We start from the raw sequence: 21617 nt of genomic DNA, 5'->3' as shown, positions 1-21617 counted from the left end.
TTATACTAAAATAGGCCTTTTAAAGTTTATTAAACGAAGGAGTTAATCAAATTTGTATCGAACAAAAGCTTCCATGGCGGCATAGTGCGCCAGTCCTAGGGCTTTGTACCGTTCTGCGGTGCCCCTATTTCGTTCCTCAACACGCATCCAGAATTCCCGGGAATCGTCTCCTTGGAACATAACCCCATCTTTCTGGGATTGGTGGCAGAAAATGGCATAGCGTTTTTTCAACACTTGGCTTGGGCTCATGGGTACGGCCATTTCAATATCATTGATGTCCCATTCATGCCAAGCCCCTCTATAGAGCCACAGCCAGCAATCTTTCATGAAAGGTTCCTCTTTAAGTCTTTTCATCGCCTCGAAAACTGCGTCCAGACAAACTTTATGAGTACCATGGGGGTCGGCTAAATCCCCTGCGGCATAGATTTGATGCGGTTTTATCTCATTGATCAAGTCAACCATAATCGCAATGTCTGCTTCACTTAGGCTCTTTTTCTTGATGGTTCCTGTTTCATAAAAAGGCAGGTCCAAGAAATGTACGTTAGCATCCTGCAAGCCTAGATATCGTGTTGCAGCATAGGACTCACCTCTACGAATCGCTCCTTTCAGTTTTCTTACCTCCAAGGAATCGAAGGTGTTCTCCTCTTTGCCCAAGATGCCATCGATTATTTTTTGCGCCTCCTCAGAAGGCACTATCGTATTTGAAATTTCGGCGAATTTCAATGCCTCTTTATCGGAAACTGCAATGTTACCTGAAGTTTGGTAAGCAACGTGTACGTCGTGCCCCTGCTCGACCAAACGATCGAAGGTGCCTCCCATGGAGATGACATCATCATCGGGGTGTGGACTGAAAATAATCACTCGTTTTCTTGCAGGCTCGGCACGTTCTGGCCTGCTGGTGTCATCCGCATTGGGTTTGCCACCGGGCCAACCTGTAATTGTATGCTGAAGTTTGTTGAACATTTTTATATTCAAATCATAAGAATCCACTAGGGACAATAAATCCGACATGCCATTGTCATTATAGTCCTTATCGGTTAAACTTAAAATAGATTTCCCCGTTTTTCCACATAACCAGACTATGGCCTTTGAGGTAAGTTCATCGGTCCATTCACAGGAGCCTACCAACCAAGGGGTCTTATTTCGTGTCAATTCGCTTCCCGCACCAGTATCAAGTACAAAAGTCACATTATCGTGTTCTTGAAGGTAGGTGGCCGGTACTTGCGAGGTTATATTGCCTTCCACCGTTTCTTTAATGATTTCGGCCTTATTATGTCCCCATCCTAAAAGCACGATTCGCTTTGCACTGCGAACGGTTGCGATTCCCATCGTAATTGCCTTTCTGGGTACATTATCGATACCTAGAAAAGAAGGAGCTGCATCTACACGTGTTATATGGTCAAGGGTAATTACCCTCGTTCCTGAATTACGGTGCGATCCGGGCTCATTGAAACCAATGTGTCCTGTTCTACCGATTCCCAATAATTGAAAATCTAGCCCACCATAATCCTTTATTTTCTTTTCGTAACCCAAGCAATACTCGACTACTTTTTCCTGACTTATTTTCCCATCTGGGATATTCACGTTTTTGGCCGGAATGTCAACATGGTTGAACAAATGCTCATGCATGAAGTAATAGTAGCTTTGCATATTGGCCTTGTCCATGGGCATATATTCATCGAGATTGAAGGTAACCACATTGGAAAAACTCAGCCCCTCTTCCTTGTGCATCCTTACCAATTCCCCATAAACCCTAATAGGGGACGAACCAGTAGCAAGACCTAGGACACAGGTTTTCCCTACCGCTTGTTTTTTCCGTATTAAATCCGCAATTTCCTCTGCGACACGTATCGAGGCCTCGTTCGAATCCTCGAAAATCACATTGTGTATTTTTTCAAAACGGGTTTCCTCAAACTGCCCTACTGGTTTGTAACCAATATTTTTTCCTTTTTTTTCCAAAATTGTGCTCATAGGTATGTTCTTGACTTTTAGTGGTACAAATGTAGTTAAATAGAATATACTTTTGCTGTTTTTTGCCATTTATTTTGCTGTATTTTGCAATAATCAAAGAAATACACTTATTTTAAATTCAAAAACGGAATAAAATTGCAATCAAATTCTTTTGTTATCTTTGCAACATCAATTTTGAGGATTTATGTTAAAAGAAGAGCGGCATCAGGCGATATTGTCACAAGTTGAATTGCATAATAGGGTTTTGCTAACCGATATTGCGGAGATTTTGGATGTGTCGATAGATACAGCACGAAGGGATGTCAAAGAATTGGACCAGGACAATAAACTACGTAAAGTACACGGGGGGGCCATTTCTTTGGGATTTACCAGTAGTAGTGTCAGAAATAACAATATTTATGCCCTATCCCAAAAAATAAGCATAGCCGAAAAGGCGGCGTCATTACTTAAAACTGAAGGTGTCATTTTTATTGATGGGGGTACCACATGTATGGAATTGGCAAGAGTGATCCCCGTCGAGTTAAAATTGACGTGTTTTACAGTAAGCCTACCCGTGGCCATGGAACTGAACAGTAAACCCAATGTGAATGTCATATTCATTGGAGGCGCCATATCCAAGGAAGCACAGATCGCCATAGGGGCCACCCCGATACGTACGCTTTCTGAAATAAAGGTGGATTATAGTTTTATAGGAACAGGGTATGTCGATGCGTCTTATGGATTGACGGAGTTTGATTGGGATATCGTGCAGGTTAAAAAGGCTATAGTACAGGCCTCAAAAAAAACGGTACTTTTGTGTATATCCAAAAAATTGAACTCAAGACATAGGTACAAGACCTGCGATATGAACGCGATCAACACCATGATCACCGAGTTGACGCCAGATGATGATCAACTGAAGCTCTTTAGGAATAATAACGTCCACCTAATTTGACAATCAACACCATGAAGTACGAAAAGATTACCGAAACCCCATCGGGTTATGACCATTTGGAAACGATGGACACATCTTCCATTCTTGAAAATATGAATAATGAGGACCAAAAGGTTGCGGGTGCAGTCGCCCAGGTTATTCCACAGATCAAGAAATTGGTCAATGCTTTGGTCGAACGTTTCGAGAAAGGTGGCCGATTGTTTTATATAGGGGCAGGCACCAGTGGACGCCTTGGCATCCTGGATGCTTCTGAGATTCCCCCGACATTCGGCATGCCCTATGATCGGGTGATTGGACTGATTGCCGGTGGCGATGCCGCTATAAGAAAGGCCGTTGAAAATGCGGAGGACGATAGGCATCAAGCTTGGATAGATTTAAAAAAATATGCTGTTGACGAAAACGACGTAATCGTTGGGATTGCCGCATCAGGAACGACGCCCTATGTCATTGGCGGTCTGGAAGAAGCCAAGGCACACGGATTACTCACGGCAGGTATTACCAATAATCCGGGCTCCCCCTTGGCCGTTGTTGCCGATATTCCCATTGAGATACGTGTTGGCCCCGAGTTCGTTACAGGGAGTACGCGTATGAAAAGCGGTACCTCCCAGAAATTGGTCCTGAATATGATCTCTACGGCATTGATGATAAAAATCGGTCGCGTAAAGGGTAATAAAATGGTGAATATGCAATTGACCAACACCAAATTGGTCGACCGCGGCACGAGATACTTGGTCGAAGGATTGGGTATCGATTACCAAGAAGCCGAACTATTGCTCAAAAAACATGGTTCGGTAAAGAAGGCCTTGGATGCGGAAAAGCAGTAAATGGCCTATTTGCCGATTGCTTCCACCTCCTCGATGGTGACTATTTCGATCGAAGAATTACCCCATGAATTCAAAATGTAGTTCATGACATCGGCAACCTCCGCATCTTCCAATCCCATGGGTGCCATGGTATTGTTGTAGGTAACCCCATTAACGATCATTTCGCCATCATTTCCGTATTTTATTCCCCGAATACTGGCTTCCCTATTTTGCAATAAATAGTCTGATTGGGCCAGAGGGGGGAAGGTAAAGGCAACACCTTCACCTTGGGGCATATGGCAAGTAATACAGAAATCGGCATATATTTCGCTGCCGCGCTGTATACTTTCTTTCAGTGCTGTATCCTGAAGTAGGATGCCAACGCATAAAACACCCAACAAGTAGAGCGAAAAAAAATACTTCATAGAATAATTAGGATTTCGGTACCAATCTGTAGATGCCTTTTCCTTCGATAGCCACATAAATTAAGCCATCAGGTCCTTGGCGTACATCACGTACCCTACCCATATTCTCCAATAATTTTACGCGGTTGACCACTTTGGTTCCCTCTAAGGCCAATCGTTCTAAATATTGGAAGGACAAGGAACCGACAAGCAAACTACCTTTCCAATCGGGGTATTTATCAGAGGTTACATAAGCCATTCCACTTGGCGCGATTGAAGGTACCCAATAGTGGATGGGCTGTTCCATGCCTTCCATTTCGGTTTTATCGGTAATTGGCGTTCCACTGTAGTTTATACCATAGGTAATGACTGGCCAGCCGTAATTGGCCCCTTTCTTTATAATATTGATTTCGTCACCACCCTTTGGCCCATGCTCGTGATCCCATATTTCACCGGTTTCCGGGTGTTTTATCAATCCTTGGGGATTTCGATGCCCATAACTGTAAATGGCCGTTTTTGCACCTTCCTGACCTACAAAGGGGTTGTCCTCTGGAATACTTCCATCATCGTTCAATCTATAGATCTTACCGCCATCCTTGGTAATGTCCTGAGGATTTTCATCCCTAGCACCACGTTCACCGATCGAGAAATAGAGATAGCCATCATTGTCAAAGGCTATGCGTGAACCAAAATGTTGTCCTTTCGTAGTATTTGGCCCTGCTTTGTATAGTAACTCATTGTCATACAGGCTATTATCCTTTAATTTAGCACGCATCAATGCCGTATGTCCTCCTTTCTCATTTCCCTCCTCAGAAGCATAAGTAATATAGATCCAACCGTTGTTCTTATAATCAGGGTGTAAGAATATATCCATCAAGCCTCCTTGTCCCCTGGTGTACACTTCGGGCAAATTGGCCACCGGTGTTTTTACCCCATCTTTAAAATGAATCAAAGCCCCAGCTTTTTCGGTGATCAGCATACTGCCATCGGGTAAAAAGGCCATCCCCCATGGAATTTGAAGTCCATCGACCAATAGCTCCGCCGAAAAAGGAACGTCATTTGGCGTATTGGCTTTATTTTCAGCATCCTGAGCACATGAAAAATTAAGCGTTACAACGAATAAATAGAGGTATATAATACTATTTCTCATAATTTGACGTTAAAATTAAATATTAGTATGAAAGGCTTTACGGCCTAAAGATAAATAGAAAATATAAGTTTAAACAATTACGCTAAAGAATATACTTAATCCCCAATTACAGGATATTCTTGCCAAAACTGACTTAACCTATGCTCCCAAAAAGCCCACGGCATATATTGTATGCCTTATTGCTTGTACTGCTTTCTGCGGTTTGTACTTCGGCTATCGCCAATCATGACTCCAATGTTTTGGCCGGGATATCCAAAGTCCTAAAAGAAGCTATATCATCTGAAGCATCCAAACCTATATCCGAAGCGGTAGGGATTTCCAGCACCCCGATCATTGTAGAGAACTACAAAACGGCAACGGCGACTGCGCCCATGCCTATGTTCATGACCATCATTCAGGGGGCCGATGAAGAGGTAGGGTGCGCAAATGACGGAAGTACGGTCGCACGTTTCAATCTTTGTGGTGATTCCGATGATCGAGTGGTTTCGTTGGCCGGCGGACCTTTTAGTTCCGTAGCATGGGAAGTTTTAGGGGGGTCTTGTAGTGCGGATATCAATGAGGATTGTCCTGAAACCAATAATTCGTGCTATACCCAAGTCAGTACATCACAAAATTTCACGATTGATGCCAGTACCATTCCTTCTAACACTGGTGCCGAATTCAGGGTTCGAGCAAATGGTTCGGGTCCTTATTATTATTTCAAGGTCAAAAAAAGTACGATTACCCAAACCTTTGTAAAACAAGATTTCATATGTGGGGTACCTGGAAGGATCCAAATTACGAATCTCTCTAGTGCCTATGAATTCAGTATTGATAACGGCAGTGGTTTTGGCCCATGGCAAGGTCCTATTTTCAACAACTTAACCCCAGGTTCCTATATTGTTAAGGCCCGATTGCAAAATACGCCAAGTACCTGTGAATATCCCTATCAAGCCATAACCATTGATCAATTGGATCTTGATATAGGTGTAACCTTTGTTGATGCCCAGTGTTATGGTCAAACCGGTTCAATAACAGTGACTGCGAATAATGTGCCAGGCCCTTATAAGTACACCTTATTGGATGAGAATGGGGTTGCCCAAGAGTTTACGGCATTTGTATCCACAAATCCGTATACCTTTTCGGCGGTAGGTTTTGGTACCTATACCGTACAGGTTGAGACCCAACAATGTACAGGAGATCCCCTGAACGGAATAGACCCCCCTAGGGAAAGTTTGGATGATTCAGGAAATCCTATTGTAATTGGGAATGGCTTAACACCCCTTGATGCCTCAACGGAAGTAAATAGTAGCTTCGGATGTTCCATTGCCCCCAATGTGATTTCAGATGTGGACATAACCATCGATACCTCCGGAGGTTCTGCCCCTTATACTTTTACCGTAAATGGAGGACCAGTGCAACCTTCTTATACTGGTACCACAATCTATACAGTAACAAGTGCAGGTACCTATGACTTTCTTATAACCGATAGTAATAACTGTACCATAACCGCATCAGCCAGTGTCGAAACCCTTCTACCTCCAGCGGTGACGGCTAGTGGAACGGATGGCACCTGCTCCAACGGGGGAGCTAAAATTTATTTCAATGTTTCCGATGCCCGAGGATACAATCTTTCCTTTCGGGTCAATAGTTCGGATCCATGGGAGACCACTCCTGATATTTCAGTTCCGGCTACCCCTACAGGCACGCTTTATAACCAATTGGAAGTGCGATACCAACAAGGTGGATTTGAATGTACGATGCCCTTGCCGAATGTAACGGTTTCCAGTGTAGGAGTTATTTCAGGTGCGGCCACTAAAATTTCAGATCGTTCTTGTGACGGAAGTGGTGGAGTCAACGGAGGCCAGATTGATTTTGTAGGTCCTTTTACCGGAGGCTCTGGTAGTGGCTATGTGTTTAGTATTGACGGATTGAATTTTACGGGTACCACTTCGTATCCGAATTTATCAACAGGTACGTATACCCCCATGATCGAAGATGGAGGCGGATGTCGTTTGGAGTTGACGCCCATTACCATTTTGGATGTGGACCCACCAACAGATCTGACTTTTGTTCAAAGCAATATCAATTGTTCGGCCGGAACCTCTGATGTAACATTAACGGCCACTGCCAATGCTGGAATTGTACGATATGAGGTCATCAGTCCTACACCTGGTTTTGACACTGATGGAGACAACACAAATAATATCATAACTGGATTAAGCACCAACACCTCTTATATATTCCAAATTACCGATGCCAACAATTGTACCTATACTGAGGCATTTATTCCAGCACAGATTAGCTCAATTCGGGCAAGGGTCAAATCTGGAGGTGATCTAAAGGTCTGTGATGGGGCCACGGATGGTTCAGGAACGTTCTTGATAGATGGTTTTGCCAATAATTATACGTGGGACATTAATAGTGGACTCTTCTCCGGTGGTCCTCAAAGTGATTTAGAGGTAGTATTGCCACCATCAGGTGCCGGTACATATACGATTACGGTGACCGATGCCGATACAGGTTGTACTGATACGGCTTCCTTCGATATTCAACAGGCGGCACCATTGGATTTAAGCACTAGTGCCGTTACCCCGATGAGCTGTGCAAACAATAATAGAGGTAGGGTAATCGCCAATGCTACAGGGGGTTGGGGAACCTATAGTTATACCTTAACACCACCATCTGGCCCTCCAATAGGGCCAAAATCGGGCAGAACTTTTAGCAATTTGTCTGTTGCTGGCACCTATACCTTATATGTTGTCGATTCTGAAGGGTGTAGTACGACGTTTAATTTTGATCTTACACCACTTAGTGCCCCAACGATTGCCCTTAATGCGGCTACGTCCGATTTCTGTTATGTGCCTGGAACAGGGGCAACTATAGCGGTAACCTCAACAGCGGGTACGGCACCCTTGGCCAGTCATGAATACCGTGTAAATAGTGGTACTTGGCAATCGACGCCGACCTTTACAGGGTTAAACCCAGGAAGTTATTCGGTTGAAGTACGCGATAGCAATAACTGTAGGGACAATATCAACGTTACCATCAGCCCGCAGTTACGAGTGTATACCAATATAATTTCTGAAATACCATGTGGGGGTGCCCCAGGACAAATACGGGTCATTGTTGCCGGAGGATATACCGCTGGCGCGGGCACAAAACAATATGAGGTTAGTTCCGATAACGGGACTACATTTTCAGCAGCAGTGCCGTTGACTTCAACGAATTTTATTTATGATACGACCATCCCTGGGGATTATGTCTTTAGGGTAGTGGATAATGAGGGATGTACCGCGGATTCGAGTCCGGTGAATTTAGCGCCTCCTATTTCACTTTTACCTCCAACATTAGATATATTTCCGGTTAGTTGCGGTAATGTTGCCAACGGTAGGGTAGTAATTACACCAGATGCCACGGATGGTATACCCCCTTATGAAATCAATTTCAATAATTTAGGGTTCGGTGACCAGCGCTCTTTCTCCAACTTGGCCGTAGGCACCTATCCTATTGCGATTCGTGATGCAAGGGGTTGTGAGTATAATGGCACCGTTGATATCGTGACCGATAGCACGTTGGCACCAGATACGAATGCCTCCGAGATACAGGCAGTTTGTTCAACGAGTGTTGTCAGTGGTGGCATACGCATTAATAGTGTTACCGATGGCACCCCAGATTTCAGTTTTGTCATTGAGGATGCTTTTGGCAATCAAATTACGAGAAGGGACAATATTTTGCTTGCCGGGTTGCCTTTAGACATCGTTGATCCAGCGTTGATTCCTGGGGATTATCGGATCATCACGATTGATCGTTATGGTTGTACCGATGAGGATTTTGTGACCATTACGACCAATGAGGTGATAATTACACCCATTCCGCCTCCAGTTCCTATTATCTGTGATGATAGTACATTTACCTATGCGGTAAGCGTTAGTGGAGGATCTGGTTCTTATGAGATTAAATTGGAACATCAACCTTCATTTTATCCCTTGAATAATACACCTGGTGCAAATGATCATACGTTTAGCAATTCAGCCGATGGAATACAATACGGGGTGGCTTATACGGTAGAAGTAATGGATATGGTTACCGGCTGTATTTATCAACAGGAAATTCCACCCATTGAAGGACCATCTACATTGGAAGTAACGGCAAGTTCGAATCCGGCGGCATGTTTCCCCAATATTAATGGTGAAATCCAATACTCGATTACAGGATTTGTGATTGGAGACATTTTGCGGATTGAACTCTTGGACCAACAGACAGGATCACGAATTGATTTGGAAGCTTCAGTTACAACCACAACCGATCCACATACGGGCAATTATTTTACCCCTGCCGGGGATTATCAGATCATTGTCACCAATATAACGGACACCTGTACCGATGCGGTTGCAGTAACCATTGATCAAAATTTACCCGCTATCGATGTACTTGACCTGACACCTGCCAATTGTAATGCGGACGGATCTATTACGGTACAGGGCAGGGATGGCGACGGAGGCCCATATACCTATGCTTTTATGCCTCAGGGTAATATTCCTGTTGGTACGGATTATGGCACCGAAACTACATTTTTTGGTCCCGCAGGCGATTATGATGTGTATGTTATGGATAGTAGTGGCTGTAGTTCATTTGCCATTGCCAGTATAATTCCGATAGATGCGGCGCCTATTATATCCACAAATGTTGACAATCAGTGTATTGTAACATCGACTTCTTTCGATATTACGGTAAGTGTACCGAATACGGTCAATACCCCACTATTTACCCTGGGCGGTATTTCACAATACGGGGTGTTGAACGGAGCGGTGTATGAATATACCTTTAATGTAAGTTCCCCTGGTGATTATATTGTTGAGGTGATCGATGCCAATGGTTGTATAGGACAAAATACGGCCAGTGTTTATGAATTCTTGTCAACATCGGTCTCTTTTACCACAGAACCCACTTGTTTGGCTTCTGACGGCGTATTGACGGCCACAGTCAATGGTGGTAGTGGTACCATTTACAATTATGAATTGCAGGATGGTGTTGGTACTTATATCGATGATAATACCACCGGTGTTTTTTCAGGGTATGGATCGGGACAGTACCAAGTGTTGGTTACCGATACTGAAACATTGTGTACCGCAACGGATAGCATTGATTTGATTGCAGCCGTCCCTCCGGCCATAACAGCGGAGATTCCAAGAGATATTAGTTGTTTCAATGTAAATGATGGCGGGTTGGATATTATTCTAGATCCGTTGACCATGGTGGATACACCTATAGAGTTCATTTTGACCAATACCGACACGAGTACCGAGGTAACCCGTAACAATACAGGTTCATTTTCAAACCTGTCGGAAGCGAATTACCAAGTCGAGGTATTGACCGCACGAGGTTGTTCTGTACTGTCGGGAATCCATTTTATTGATAATCCCGAAGATTTCATCATCACGGCAAGTGCTCCGCCATTCTCCTGTGAAAATGGGGCGAACCGTTATAGTTCTACCATAATTACAGTAACCGTTGATCCATCAAATCCTGGCACGCTAGGTAGTGGTTATCAATACAGCATAACCGGTTTTACCAATTATCAATCAACAGATACCTTCGAGATTGTCGATGATGGGTCACCCCAAACCATAACCGTTTTCGCGATTGATGGCAATGGTTGTCAAGCGACCTTTGATTTGCCTACTATTAATCCGCCTGATGATATTACTTCAACGATCATCGAAGTAGACCCCTTGAATTGTAGGGATGATGAGCGCGTGCGTATCAGGGTTCAGAATACAACCGATTTTACGGTGTCCACAATATCGGTAACACCAGTAGTACCGGTCACGAATACACCTGGCAATGATTATGTTGACGTTTATTTGCCGGCGACTGGAGATTATATTTTCGAAGTCACTGATAATATAGGAGGTTGTACATATCCTATGCCGGTGCATAGTGTGGTTGAACCTATAAGTCCAACAGTTGTCATTAGTGAGGCAAAAGCGGTCAGTTGTTTTAATCCGGGTAATGATGGGGAGCTATTTATTGAAGTAACCGATTATGTAGGTGCATATACCTACAATGTTTATAGCAATAATGACCCAGGAAAGACGACCGTATTGGCAACGGGTAGTTTTGATACGAACAATTTCCCGGATATTAGTGGGGATCCTGCCCGAATTACGGGATTGACAGGAGGTAATTTCTTTGTAGAGGTAATTTCAGATGAAATACCTTTCTGTTCCAGTGATAGTAATTCAGCAACGATAAGAACGCCTAATGGTCCCCTTCAGGTAGATGCCATTGAAGTTGGGAATACGGGATGTAACGATGATACAGGCAAGATTGAAGCCATCGGTCAAGGAGGATGGGATGGTACGCCTTATGAATATAGACTACTGGTCAGTTCAGACGGTGGTGTGACCTATTCGACCGAAGTTGCGCCCTTCTCAAACATTAGGATATTCCCTAATTTACCAAGTGGGGATTATCAAGTGGAAATCAGGGATGTTCAAGGTTGTACCGATACCTTTGAATTGAATTTGCCACCGGTACCACCGATAGATGCTGGTATTAGGGAACCCCTTTCCTTACAATGTCCCGGTGGTAATAATGCCGTTCTCGAAGCCTATAATCCTTCAACAGGTGATGCCACAAGTGCTATTGCTGGAGCGACAGGAGGATATCCCGGTGCTGGTTACAACTATCGCCTGCTATATCTGAACAGTAATGATAATACCGATATCGCCTCTACCAGTGGGTTACAGAACACACCAACATTTATTGGTGCCAGTGGCGGTTTTATAAGCGAAGGATGGTATGCCATAGAGGTTTCCTCAAGTTTCGATTGTTTGTTTATAACCGAACCTTATTATGTAGATCCACCGCCAGCGGTTCGCCCCAAATTGGTTCAGACCAGAGTTCCTGGGTGTGGTGGACTCGGAGAAATACGATTGACCATAGAAAATCCCGATCCATTATTCACGTATGAATATTTGGCTCTTGAAAACGGTTTACCTGTTGGTTTGTATACGGATATGACCGGAACTTCTGAATTGTTCCCCGGGGTAGCCGGAATTACGTATCAATTCGATGTGCGTAAGAAAAACGCCTTGAATGTTTGTCCTGCCGTCACCTCCAATGGTATAACCATGACAGATGCCACAGGGATAACGCTATTGCCCAATCAACCGGATGACATTTCTTGCGCCTCAGAACTTGATGGTCGGATAGAATCGTTCATCAATGGTGGTGTCGGTGATAACCTATTCTATTTGTACGATAGCGATCCTGTAGATGCCTTTAGTCCTGCGGCTACCGCCAATCTCGTACGAGGTCCTCAGGATTATGGAACCTTTGAAGGATTGGATGCAGGTGCAACCTATTACATCGCAGTGACTAGTGGGGTTACATGTAGCGATATTGCAGGTCCTTTCGAAATCGTTAGGCCAGAGCCAATTTTATTCAATGCCACACCCATTCCCGTTAGTTGTTTTGGGGATGAGGACGGAGCGATTTCGATTGAAGTCACTAGCGGTGGCGTTGGCCTTATTCAATTTGCCATAGAACCCCATTTCAATGAATTCTTCAGTGATCCCGCAAACCCTGGCACCTATACCTTTGAGGAACTAGCCGCCGGCAGTTATGAAATCTTGATACAGGATGAGAATGGATGTTTTGAGAAACAGATCCTCACCGTAACAGAGCCCGATGCGGTTAGTATCGATAACGTTTCCACTACCCCCGAAACCTGTATCGGTTTTGCCGATGGCACGGCCCAGTTGACGGTATCAGGAGGTACCCCATTTATTGATCCGGTAACCATGGTGTCTTATTACGAGACCATGTTGGTAGGTCCAAATTCGGATGGTAGTGAGGTCTTTGAACGCAATGATAATCTCTATTTTGAGAATTTAATCGGAGGGGAAACGTATATCGTTTTTGTTCAAGACGCGAACTTATGTGGTACTGACACGCTTATTCCTATTGAAATAGGGGTTGATCTGACCGCAGAAACCACGGTGCAATATGGGTGCGAAGGTATATTTCCGTATAGTACGGTATCTATTGAAATGCAAGATAGTAGTTTATTGCCAAGGTTACTCTTCGCGCTAGATGTTGACGATGTCAACCAAGCAGATACACAAACAACTTGGGGAGATCTTCCTGCTGGGGACCATACCATTTACATCTATCACGAGAATGGTTGTACCAGTTTTGAAGAATTTACCCTTGAAAGTTATGATCCACTTACCATAAGTGCCGTGAAAACAGGTCCTAATGAGCTAACAGCAACTGCCGATGGTGGTTTTGGAGGCTATGAATATTTCTTCCAAGGAGAATCTTACGGTAGCGAAAATGTATATACGACCAATGAAAGTACAACGGTCACGGTGAGGGTGGTAGATCAAAATGGTTGTGTTGCCATTGTAACAGTTCCGTTCGAATTTACGGGAATGTTGGAAATCCCTAATTTCTTCACCCCCGATGGTGATAATAACAATGATGTATGGGCTCCAAAGAACCGGGATTTCTTCCCCAATATTGAAGTGAAGATCTACGATCGTTATGGTAGGGTAGTGGCCATACTCGACAATGTAGGCCATTGGGATGGTAATTATGACGGTAGTCCCGTGCCATCTGGTGATTACTGGTATGTGGTCAATGCCAATGACAAGAGCAAGATCCGCTATGTAGGACATTTCACCTTGTATAGATAATACATTAATTGGAATATGTTAAGGCCGATTTTATCGGCCTTTTCTATTTCAAGGGGTTACCTAACTTCCTTTTCATTTTTTTGAGATTGGTATTAAGGAAATTATGCTGTATATTTCCTATGATGAAGTGCTTTAACCTCTTAGTATCGCTGCTTTTGCTATCGCAAGGATGTTCGGCCCAAAAAAGCTCCCAGCTGATCGAGGGTGAAATGAAGACGATTAATGTGGAACGGTTGGGGTATTATTTATATTACCCAGAAGACTATGGGACCAATGAAAATGAAAATTTTCCGTTGCTATTATTTCTACACGGGGGTGGGGAATCGGGAGATACCCTGACGTCATTAAAGTCGAATGGGCCACCTAAAATGATTGCCGAAGGAAAGCAATTCCCATTTTTGATATTGGCCCCTCAGAATCCCCATAAAAAGAAATGGTGGAATACCAGGGCCGTTGTGCAATTATTGGATACCATTGTCGCCCATAATAAGGTGGATCCAAAACGGATTTATCTAACGGGATTGAGTAGGGGAGGCGGGGCAGCTTGGGAGATGGCCGTACAATACCCTGACAAATTTGCTGCTATGGCAGTAGTCTGTGGCATGACCCCCTTACCCTATGCTGCCTGGATTGATAAGAATATGCCTATCTGGGTATTTCATGGGGAAGAAGACCAATCCATACCTATTTCCGAATCTGAGAAGATGGTTGATAAGTTGCGCCAATTGGGTCATGAGGTCAAATTTACCCGGTATCCCGGGGTAGGTCATGATTCTTGGGTAAAAGCATATACTACCGAAGAATTATATGAATGGTTTATACGTCAAGTAAAGGCCGATTGATTCCATAACGGTATCGAAAGAGCATCTTACGTTCAATATTGTTGATTCAATGGAATGATATGATAATATCTTGGTAATCTTCCTTCCCTAATTTTCGGATATTTACTGTAGTACTAATAAAATGATTGTAACATGATCAAACCCTATGTTCTTCAAATCCCAATTTTAGTTTTAAGTTTTTTACTTTTATCAAACTGCACAAAGTCCATTCCAGATCTACCAAAGACATTTAGCGACCAAATAAGATTAAATCAAATTGGGTATTATCCGAGTGCCGTTAAGAAAGCTGTCATTGTAAATGCTGATGAATATCAAGAATTCAATGTGATCGATAGCAAGAATATGGAAGTTGTTCTGAAGGGAACACTATCGGAAACTTTGCACTGGGAGCTAGCCGGGGAAAAGGTGCGAATCGCTGATTTTTCCGAAGTACACAAAGAGGGCGAGTACTATGTGTTGGTTCCTGAAGTAGGGTATTCCTATCCATTTGAAATTAAAAAGAAGGTATTGCATGATGTTTTTTTAGGCTCGGTAAAGGGAATGTACTACCAACGTATGGGTATTCCTTTGCTCGCAGAGCACGCCGGTAAATGGCATCGAAAAATGGCACATCCCGACGATAGTGTACCTTTTCATCCCTCAAGCGGGAGAAGCAAAGGTTTTTTAAATTCACCGGGTGGATGGTATGATGCGGGTGATTATAACAAGTATGTTGTCAACGGAAGTTTTCCTTTAGGTCAATTTTATGTTTTGCAGGAACAATATCCGAATAGTATTGGTGATAAAGATCTCAATATCCCTGAAAGTGGCAATGGGAAAAGTGACTATTTAGATGAGTTGAAATATGAAATGGATTGGCTTCTGACCATGCAGGATGACGATGGAGGATCGTTCCATAAGGTCACCGCCAAAAAATTTGATGGCATGGTTATGCCGAATGAAGCAACAAGCCAGCGCTATGTCGTAGGGAAGGGGACTGCGGCAACCTTGGATTTTGCGGCATGTGCCGCTAAGGCCAATAGGGTTTTCAAGTCAATGGATCCAGACTATGCGGAAAAATGTTTGGTTGCAGCCAAAAAAGCCTATGCTTGGGCCTTGAAGAATCCCAATATCGCCTTTGTAAATCCGGAAGATATAAGTACCGGGCAGTATGGGGACTCTAATTTTGAGGATGAATGGTTTTGGGCCAATGCGGAACTTTTCGTTACAACCCATGAAGCGACGTATTTGGATCAATTAAGAAAGAAACCCATTGATTTTAAACTAAAACCTGGCGATGGGTGGACGCGCTTTATGCGGTATTTGGGAATGATAAGTATAATGGATGACGCCGATCCAAGTGCTGCGGAATTGTCTTCCGAACTAAAGAACGGATTATTGCAATTGGCTGATTCTTTGGTTGAAAAGGCCAAAAACCTTGACTATTTTCAGCCTGTTGATGACTTTCAATGGGGTTCAAATAGTGATGTTTTGAATGCAGCGATGGTTATGGCGCAAGCGTATCGTATTGAATCCAAACCAAAATATCTAGTTGGTGTTCAACAGGCAATGGATTATATTTTAGGTACTAACGCAGTAGGGTATAGTTTCGTTACCGGTTTTGGTGATAAAACGCCCATGTTCATACATCATCGTCAAAGTGCTGCTGATGGTATCGAAGCGCCAGTACCAGGATTGTTATCGGGTGGTCCCAATAGCAGATTGCAGGATGTTGTGGACGGAACTGTATACCCAGATGATCCTTCACCCATGCAGAGTTGGGTTGATCAGGAGTCTAGTTATGCAAGTAATGAAATTTGCCTAAATTGGAATGCGCCCTTGACCTATGTTTTGGGCTTTTTGGAGCAGGAATCAAACTAAAGAAAAAATCCTATGAAAACTATCAAATTTCTATTGGCAATATTGTGTTGTTCCCCTTTTTTAATGGCTAATAATGCCCGGGGTACAATATCCGATACTACAGGTTTTGCACTATCAACCAAGAATAAGAAGAAACCCCGGAACGTGGTTTTTATTCTAACCGACGACCATAGGTATGATTATATGGGCTTTACGGGAAAAGTCCCCTGGCTCGAAACCCCGAATATGGATAAATTGGCTTCTGAAGGGGCTTATCTTCCCAATGCATTTGTCACCACTTCCTTATGTTCCCCGAGTAGGGCCTCGATATTGACCGGGCAATTTTCCCATTCCCATACAATAGTAGACAATCAGGCCCCTGATCCTGGAAACCTGACCTATTTTCCTCAATACTTGGAAAAAGCGGGGTACCAGACCGGTTTTTTTGGCAAATGGCATATGGGCGACCATGGGGACGAACCCCAGCCGGGATTTACACACTGGGAGAGCTTCCTAGGACAAGGTGTATACTATAATCCCACGCTGAATATCAATGGTACCCGGGTAGCATACAAAGACTCTACCTATATCACGGACCTGCTTACCGAACATGCGGTGGATTGGTTGGATAAACGGGATAAGGACAAACCGTTCTTTTTGTATTTATCCCATAAGGCGGTACATGCTGCTTTTAAACCGGCACGACGGCATAAGGGAAAATATAGGGGGAAGAAAATTGCATTACCCTCGACCTATGATCAAACCAAAACTGGAAAATATCGCGATCTGAAATGGCCAAAATGGGTTGCCGATCAACGTATTAGTTGGCATGGCGTGGACTATATGTACCATGAGAACAATGGAATATATGATATGGTGGTCGATTATTGCGAAACGTTGCTTGGGGTCGATGAAAGTATTGGCACCGTTATGGAGTATCTGAGGAAAGAAGGATTGGATGAATCCACTTTGGTCATTTATATGGGAGACAATGGCTTTAGTTGGGGAGAACACGGATTGATCGACAAGAGACATTTCTATGAAGAATCGGTGAAAGTGCCCCTATTGGTTCGATGTCCAGAACTTTTTGAAGGCGGGAAGACCCCAGAACAAATGGTCCAAAATATTGATATTGGGCCAACCGTATTGGCGGAAGCAGGAATACAAAAGCCTGATCATATGCCGGGGGTGTCGTTTATTCCCATTTTAACTGGTGACAAGAATGCCCCATCACGAAATGAGATTTTTTATGAATACTATTGGGAATATGACTTTCCCATGACCCCTACGGTTTTCGGTATGCGTACAGATCAATATAAATATATCAAATATCATGGTATTTGGGACCGCAATGAACTTTATGATCTTCAGAACGACCCTGATGAAATGTACAATTTAATTGCCGATCCGAACAAACAAGAGATTGCCAAAGAAATGTCTACTGCAATCTATGATTGGTTGGAAAGTACCAAAGGGATGCAGATACCGCTTAAACGTACCATAAAATATCGTTTTGGGGATTTTAAACATCCAGATGAATACTGATTAAGATGGTCAAGTAATGGAGGGCTTGTCACAATTTTAACTGCGCATTCATCTGCAGATGTCATTTTTTACTCCAGATAAGGCATTATAAAGGTTTCGTATTCCGATTATTCTTTTGAAACACCTTTATTTTACCTCGGTTTTGGGTAACGATAATATAGTCATTATCGCCGTTTGCATTTTTAAGGGTAATCATATCCTTGGCATCCCCAGGCACTAAGAATCCACTTTCCAAGGTGCTGATCATTTCAAAATTCCCTTGCCCATCACCTTTGAGCAACCCGCCGTTGAAGGCATCGTACCGGCCTATGAACACTTCATTGCCAAAGTTGTTCCCGATCAACAATAAATCGGTATGGCCGTCTGCATTGTAATCAGTGGGTACAAATCGATTAATTGGGGCAACCTGTACCTCCCAAGGCAATTGTCGTGGCTCGAAGTGCCCGTTGCCCAAATTCTCAAAATAAGTGGTCTTATCGTAATTAAAAATCAATTCCGAAACATCTTTCAGGTTTTCGGGTGTGAGCAAATTGTTTTGTGTTGCGGCGGCATACTCTTTATAATAATTGTATTTTGACCTAAACATCGGACTTTGATTGTATAGGTCTCCCCAAAAATTCACAGGATAGGGTTCATAGGAGTAATCATCGAAATCACCCCGAAAGTAAGCAAACAGTATGGGGTCTACGAACCCATTATTGTCAAAATCCTTCGCAAGCAGGGTCACGGGTTTTTCCTTAGATGGTTGATACAGATTATTCGCCCCAAGATTACCCGCTACGAGATCGATATCCCCATCCCCATCAATATCTTGGGCCAAGAGACTCTCCCACCACCCAGAAAGACTGTCTACTCCGGTTTGTATTAATGGGCTAAAAGCCGTTTTCTCATTCTTAAATATCGCAATGGGCATAAATTCCCCAGCTAAAATAAGATCACTAAGGCCATCTTGGTCAATATCCGCCCATGTAGCGTCGGTGACCATGCCAGGGGTCCTAAGTTCAGGGCAATAAGATTCGGTGACATCCTTAAGTACCCCCTCATAATTCTTAAGTAGATAACTCTTTTCAGGCGTCGGATATTGGGCATACGGCGTTCTACCCCCAATAAAAAGATCTATGAAGCCATCCTGATCAAAGTCCATCGCCTTAACAACCGACCCACTGGCACGAATTTCAGGGATTTTATCATTGGCCATCGAAAAATTACCCTTACCATCGTTGATCATAAAACGATCTTGGTATAAGACATTGTGACTATACATGAACTCATTGCTGCCTGATACAAGGTAAAGGTCAAGGTCCCCATCATTTTCCAAATCGAAGAGTGCCAAGCCTTCTTCTTCATGTTTTTTATCGTTCTCATCACTGAAAAGCAGTGAACTTGTAAACGACCCATCCTTTTTTTGTAAAAAGATCTCTGGGGAATATCCTGACGCACTACCTACTATAAAATCCTCAGTACCATCACCATTAAGGTCCCCGGCCACCAAACAAGGCCCATTTTGTGTCAGTTTGTGGGGGATGATCTGTTGTACATTAAAATCGATAATATCCTTTTCTTGATGTGTATAGCTTATACCAACACTATCGGCCACCTCCTTATATATCGGTGTTGTTTTTTTTGGTGTCAGTGGGAAGGCGATTTCGTTGGCTGAAACCAGCGTAGCATCGTTATAATCAAGCTTGATGGTCTGGTTCCCTTGAATCCCAGTTATTTTTTGGAATGTATCATCGGGCCATCTTATTTCAAGGGATTCGATTTCGTTTTTTGTTCCTAACCCAAAGTGGGCTATGTCGTGAACCGAGGACATATAACCTCTATTCAAGTGATGCTCATGATACTCAAAGGTGCCATCCTTGAATCGAACTACGATTTTAGCCCCAATCCCTGAAGGATTCATTTTAGGCCCCTGCAAATCAACCAGTAGAAAATTATGATCAAGATTTTTTAGGTTATTCAGGTTGTTTTCAAAGAGAAAGGCTTCATCATTGATATTGTTCACAACATAGTCCATGTCCCCATCATTGTCTAGGTCGGCAAAAACTGCCCCGTTGGAAAACGAAGGGACGTTAAGCCCCCATTCCTGGCCAACATCACTAAAAAGGCCATTGCCATTATTTTTATAGGCATAATTCGGGATTTTAACGACGGGAATGGAATCCAAGATTTGGCTCGGGCGTAAATAACGACGCACATTGAAGTGGAAGTCACCAAAGTCAAGATCCGTAATATCTTGGGGAAACCCATTGGTAATGAGCAAATCCCTATAACCATCATTGTCCATATCTACGAATAGGGGAGACCAACTCCAGTCGGTCTTTGCCATCCCGGCCATAAGGCCCGTTTCTTTGAAGGGAACGCCCAAACCTTGTCCTGTTTGCAGCATGTTCCTCATATACTGATACTCGTATCCGAACTTTTCGTTCAGATTGTAGTCATTATATTTGGTATTACGGATGGTGGTTTTCAACCTATAATTCGTTTCACCCAACATATCCAAGGTGATGATATCCAACAAGCCATCATTATTATAATCCGAAATATCGTTCCCCATTGAAAATTTACCTTGGTGTTTTAACAGCTTACCTATTTCGTTTGAAAAAGTACCATCGCCCTTGTTTATATATAGAAGATCATTTGAAAGGTAATCGTTACTCACATAAATATCTGGCCAGCCATCGTAATTCAAGTCTGCAATTGCGATGCCGAGACCATACCCCTCTATAGTGATTCCAGCCTTTAGGCTGACATCGGTAAAGGTGTTATCCCCATTATTATGGTAGAGTCTGTCGTTGCTTAAAGCTGAGCCATCGGTTATCTTTTCTCGATAATTCGAGGGGAGTTCATGAACATCAACGTTGTTCAGTACATAAAGGTCTAAGAGCCCATCTTTATCGTAATCGAAAAATGTGGCATTCATACTATTTCCCGTATCCGCTATGCCATAGTTTTCGGCCATTTCCTTAAAAGTTGGCACCCCATTTTTGCTCAAACCCTGATTTACGAATAACATGTTCGACTTATTGGGTGCTGAGGGGAACATAGCAGCACATACATAAACATCCAAATAACCGTCGTTGTTAATATCGATCAGGGCAACGCCCGTATTCCACTTGTCTTTTGCCTCAATGCCACTTTCGATCGAAACATCCTTGAATTGTAAATCGCCTTGGTTGAGATATAACTTGTTCGCTACCTGGTTTCCTGTAAAAAAAAGGTCTGGCCTGTTGTCATTGTTAAAATCACCCACGGCAATACCGCCCCCATTGAAAATATATTCACTGGAGAGGATATTGAAACTATCGGTTTCTACAATGTGATTGTTGAAGGTTATCCCAGATTCATCTGCTGCTATTTTAGAGAACAGGGTATTGTCTTTTTTGCTACAGGCAAACACCGTAAATAGGAGTAGGGATAAAAACTGGAGTTTTTTCATCGG

Annotated in this window: 10 protein-coding genes; 6 read left to right on the top strand and 4 right to left on the bottom strand. The window is 43.2% G+C overall.

Features of this window, described 5'->3' with window-relative positions:
• Window positions 1-42: 42 nt before the first annotated feature.
• The gene (nagB, locus tag WBM98_RS04085; protein WP_424364751.1) at window positions 43-1971 is read right to left on the bottom strand and encodes a glucosamine-6-phosphate deaminase; all 1929 of its coding nucleotides are present in this window, start codon (window positions 1969-1971) and stop codon (window positions 43-45) included.
• Window positions 1972-2155: 184 nt separating this feature from the next.
• On the opposite strand from nagB, the gene WBM98_RS04080 reads away from it, so the two are divergent.
• Window positions 2156-2905 (top strand): DeoR/GlpR family DNA-binding transcription regulator, encoded by a 750-nt coding sequence (locus WBM98_RS04080; RefSeq protein ID WP_424364750.1) that lies wholly within the window; start codon window positions 2156-2158, stop codon window positions 2903-2905.
• Between the two features lie 11 nt (window positions 2906-2916).
• Window positions 2917-3729: an N-acetylmuramic acid 6-phosphate etherase gene (gene murQ / locus WBM98_RS04075; protein WP_424364749.1), complete on the top strand. Its 813-nt coding sequence runs from the start codon at window positions 2917-2919 to the stop codon at window positions 3727-3729.
• Between the two features lie 5 nt (window positions 3730-3734).
• Here murQ and WBM98_RS04070 read toward each other — a convergent pair whose 3' ends face one another.
• Window positions 3735-4133: a c-type cytochrome gene (locus tag WBM98_RS04070; protein ID WP_424364748.1), complete on the bottom strand. Its 399-nt coding sequence runs from the start codon at window positions 4131-4133 to the stop codon at window positions 3735-3737.
• Between the two features lie 7 nt (window positions 4134-4140).
• Window positions 4141-5262, bottom strand: a complete 1122-nt coding sequence (locus WBM98_RS04065) for a PQQ-dependent sugar dehydrogenase (protein ID WP_424364747.1) — start codon at window positions 5260-5262, stop codon at window positions 4141-4143.
• Window positions 5263-5402: 140 nt separating this feature from the next.
• Here WBM98_RS04065 and WBM98_RS04060 point away from each other — a divergent pair, with 140 nt between their 5' ends.
• The 4 genes from WBM98_RS04060 (at window position 5403) to WBM98_RS04045 (ending at window position 18175) form a co-directional block, all read left to right on the top strand.
• On the top strand, window positions 5403-13949 hold the full coding sequence (locus WBM98_RS04060) for a T9SS type B sorting domain-containing protein (RefSeq protein ID WP_424364746.1): 8547 nt from the start codon (window positions 5403-5405) through the stop codon (window positions 13947-13949).
• 209 nt (window positions 13950-14158) lie between these two features.
• On the top strand, window positions 14159-14791 hold the full coding sequence (locus tag WBM98_RS04055) for an alpha/beta fold hydrolase (protein ID WP_424364745.1): 633 nt from the start codon (window positions 14159-14161) through the stop codon (window positions 14789-14791).
• 132 nt (window positions 14792-14923) lie between these two features.
• On the top strand, window positions 14924-16651 hold the full coding sequence (locus tag WBM98_RS04050) for a glycoside hydrolase family 9 protein (protein WP_424364744.1): 1728 nt from the start codon (window positions 14924-14926) through the stop codon (window positions 16649-16651).
• 12 nt (window positions 16652-16663) lie between these two features.
• The gene (locus WBM98_RS04045) at window positions 16664-18175 is read left to right on the top strand and encodes a sulfatase family protein (RefSeq protein ID WP_424364743.1); all 1512 of its coding nucleotides are present in this window, start codon (window positions 16664-16666) and stop codon (window positions 18173-18175) included.
• 85 nt (window positions 18176-18260) lie between these two features.
• Here the strand turns inward: WBM98_RS04045 and WBM98_RS04040 are convergent, their stop codons facing one another.
• Window positions 18261-21614: a VCBS repeat-containing protein gene (locus WBM98_RS04040; protein ID WP_424364742.1), complete on the bottom strand. Its 3354-nt coding sequence runs from the start codon at window positions 21612-21614 to the stop codon at window positions 18261-18263.
• Window positions 21615-21617 lie beyond the last annotated feature (3 nt).

The organism is Maribacter sp. (assembly GCF_049667165.1).
Classification (GTDB): Bacteria; Bacteroidota; Bacteroidia; order Flavobacteriales; family Flavobacteriaceae; genus Maribacter_A.
This window is presented reverse-complemented; position numbering and strand designations above follow the sequence as displayed.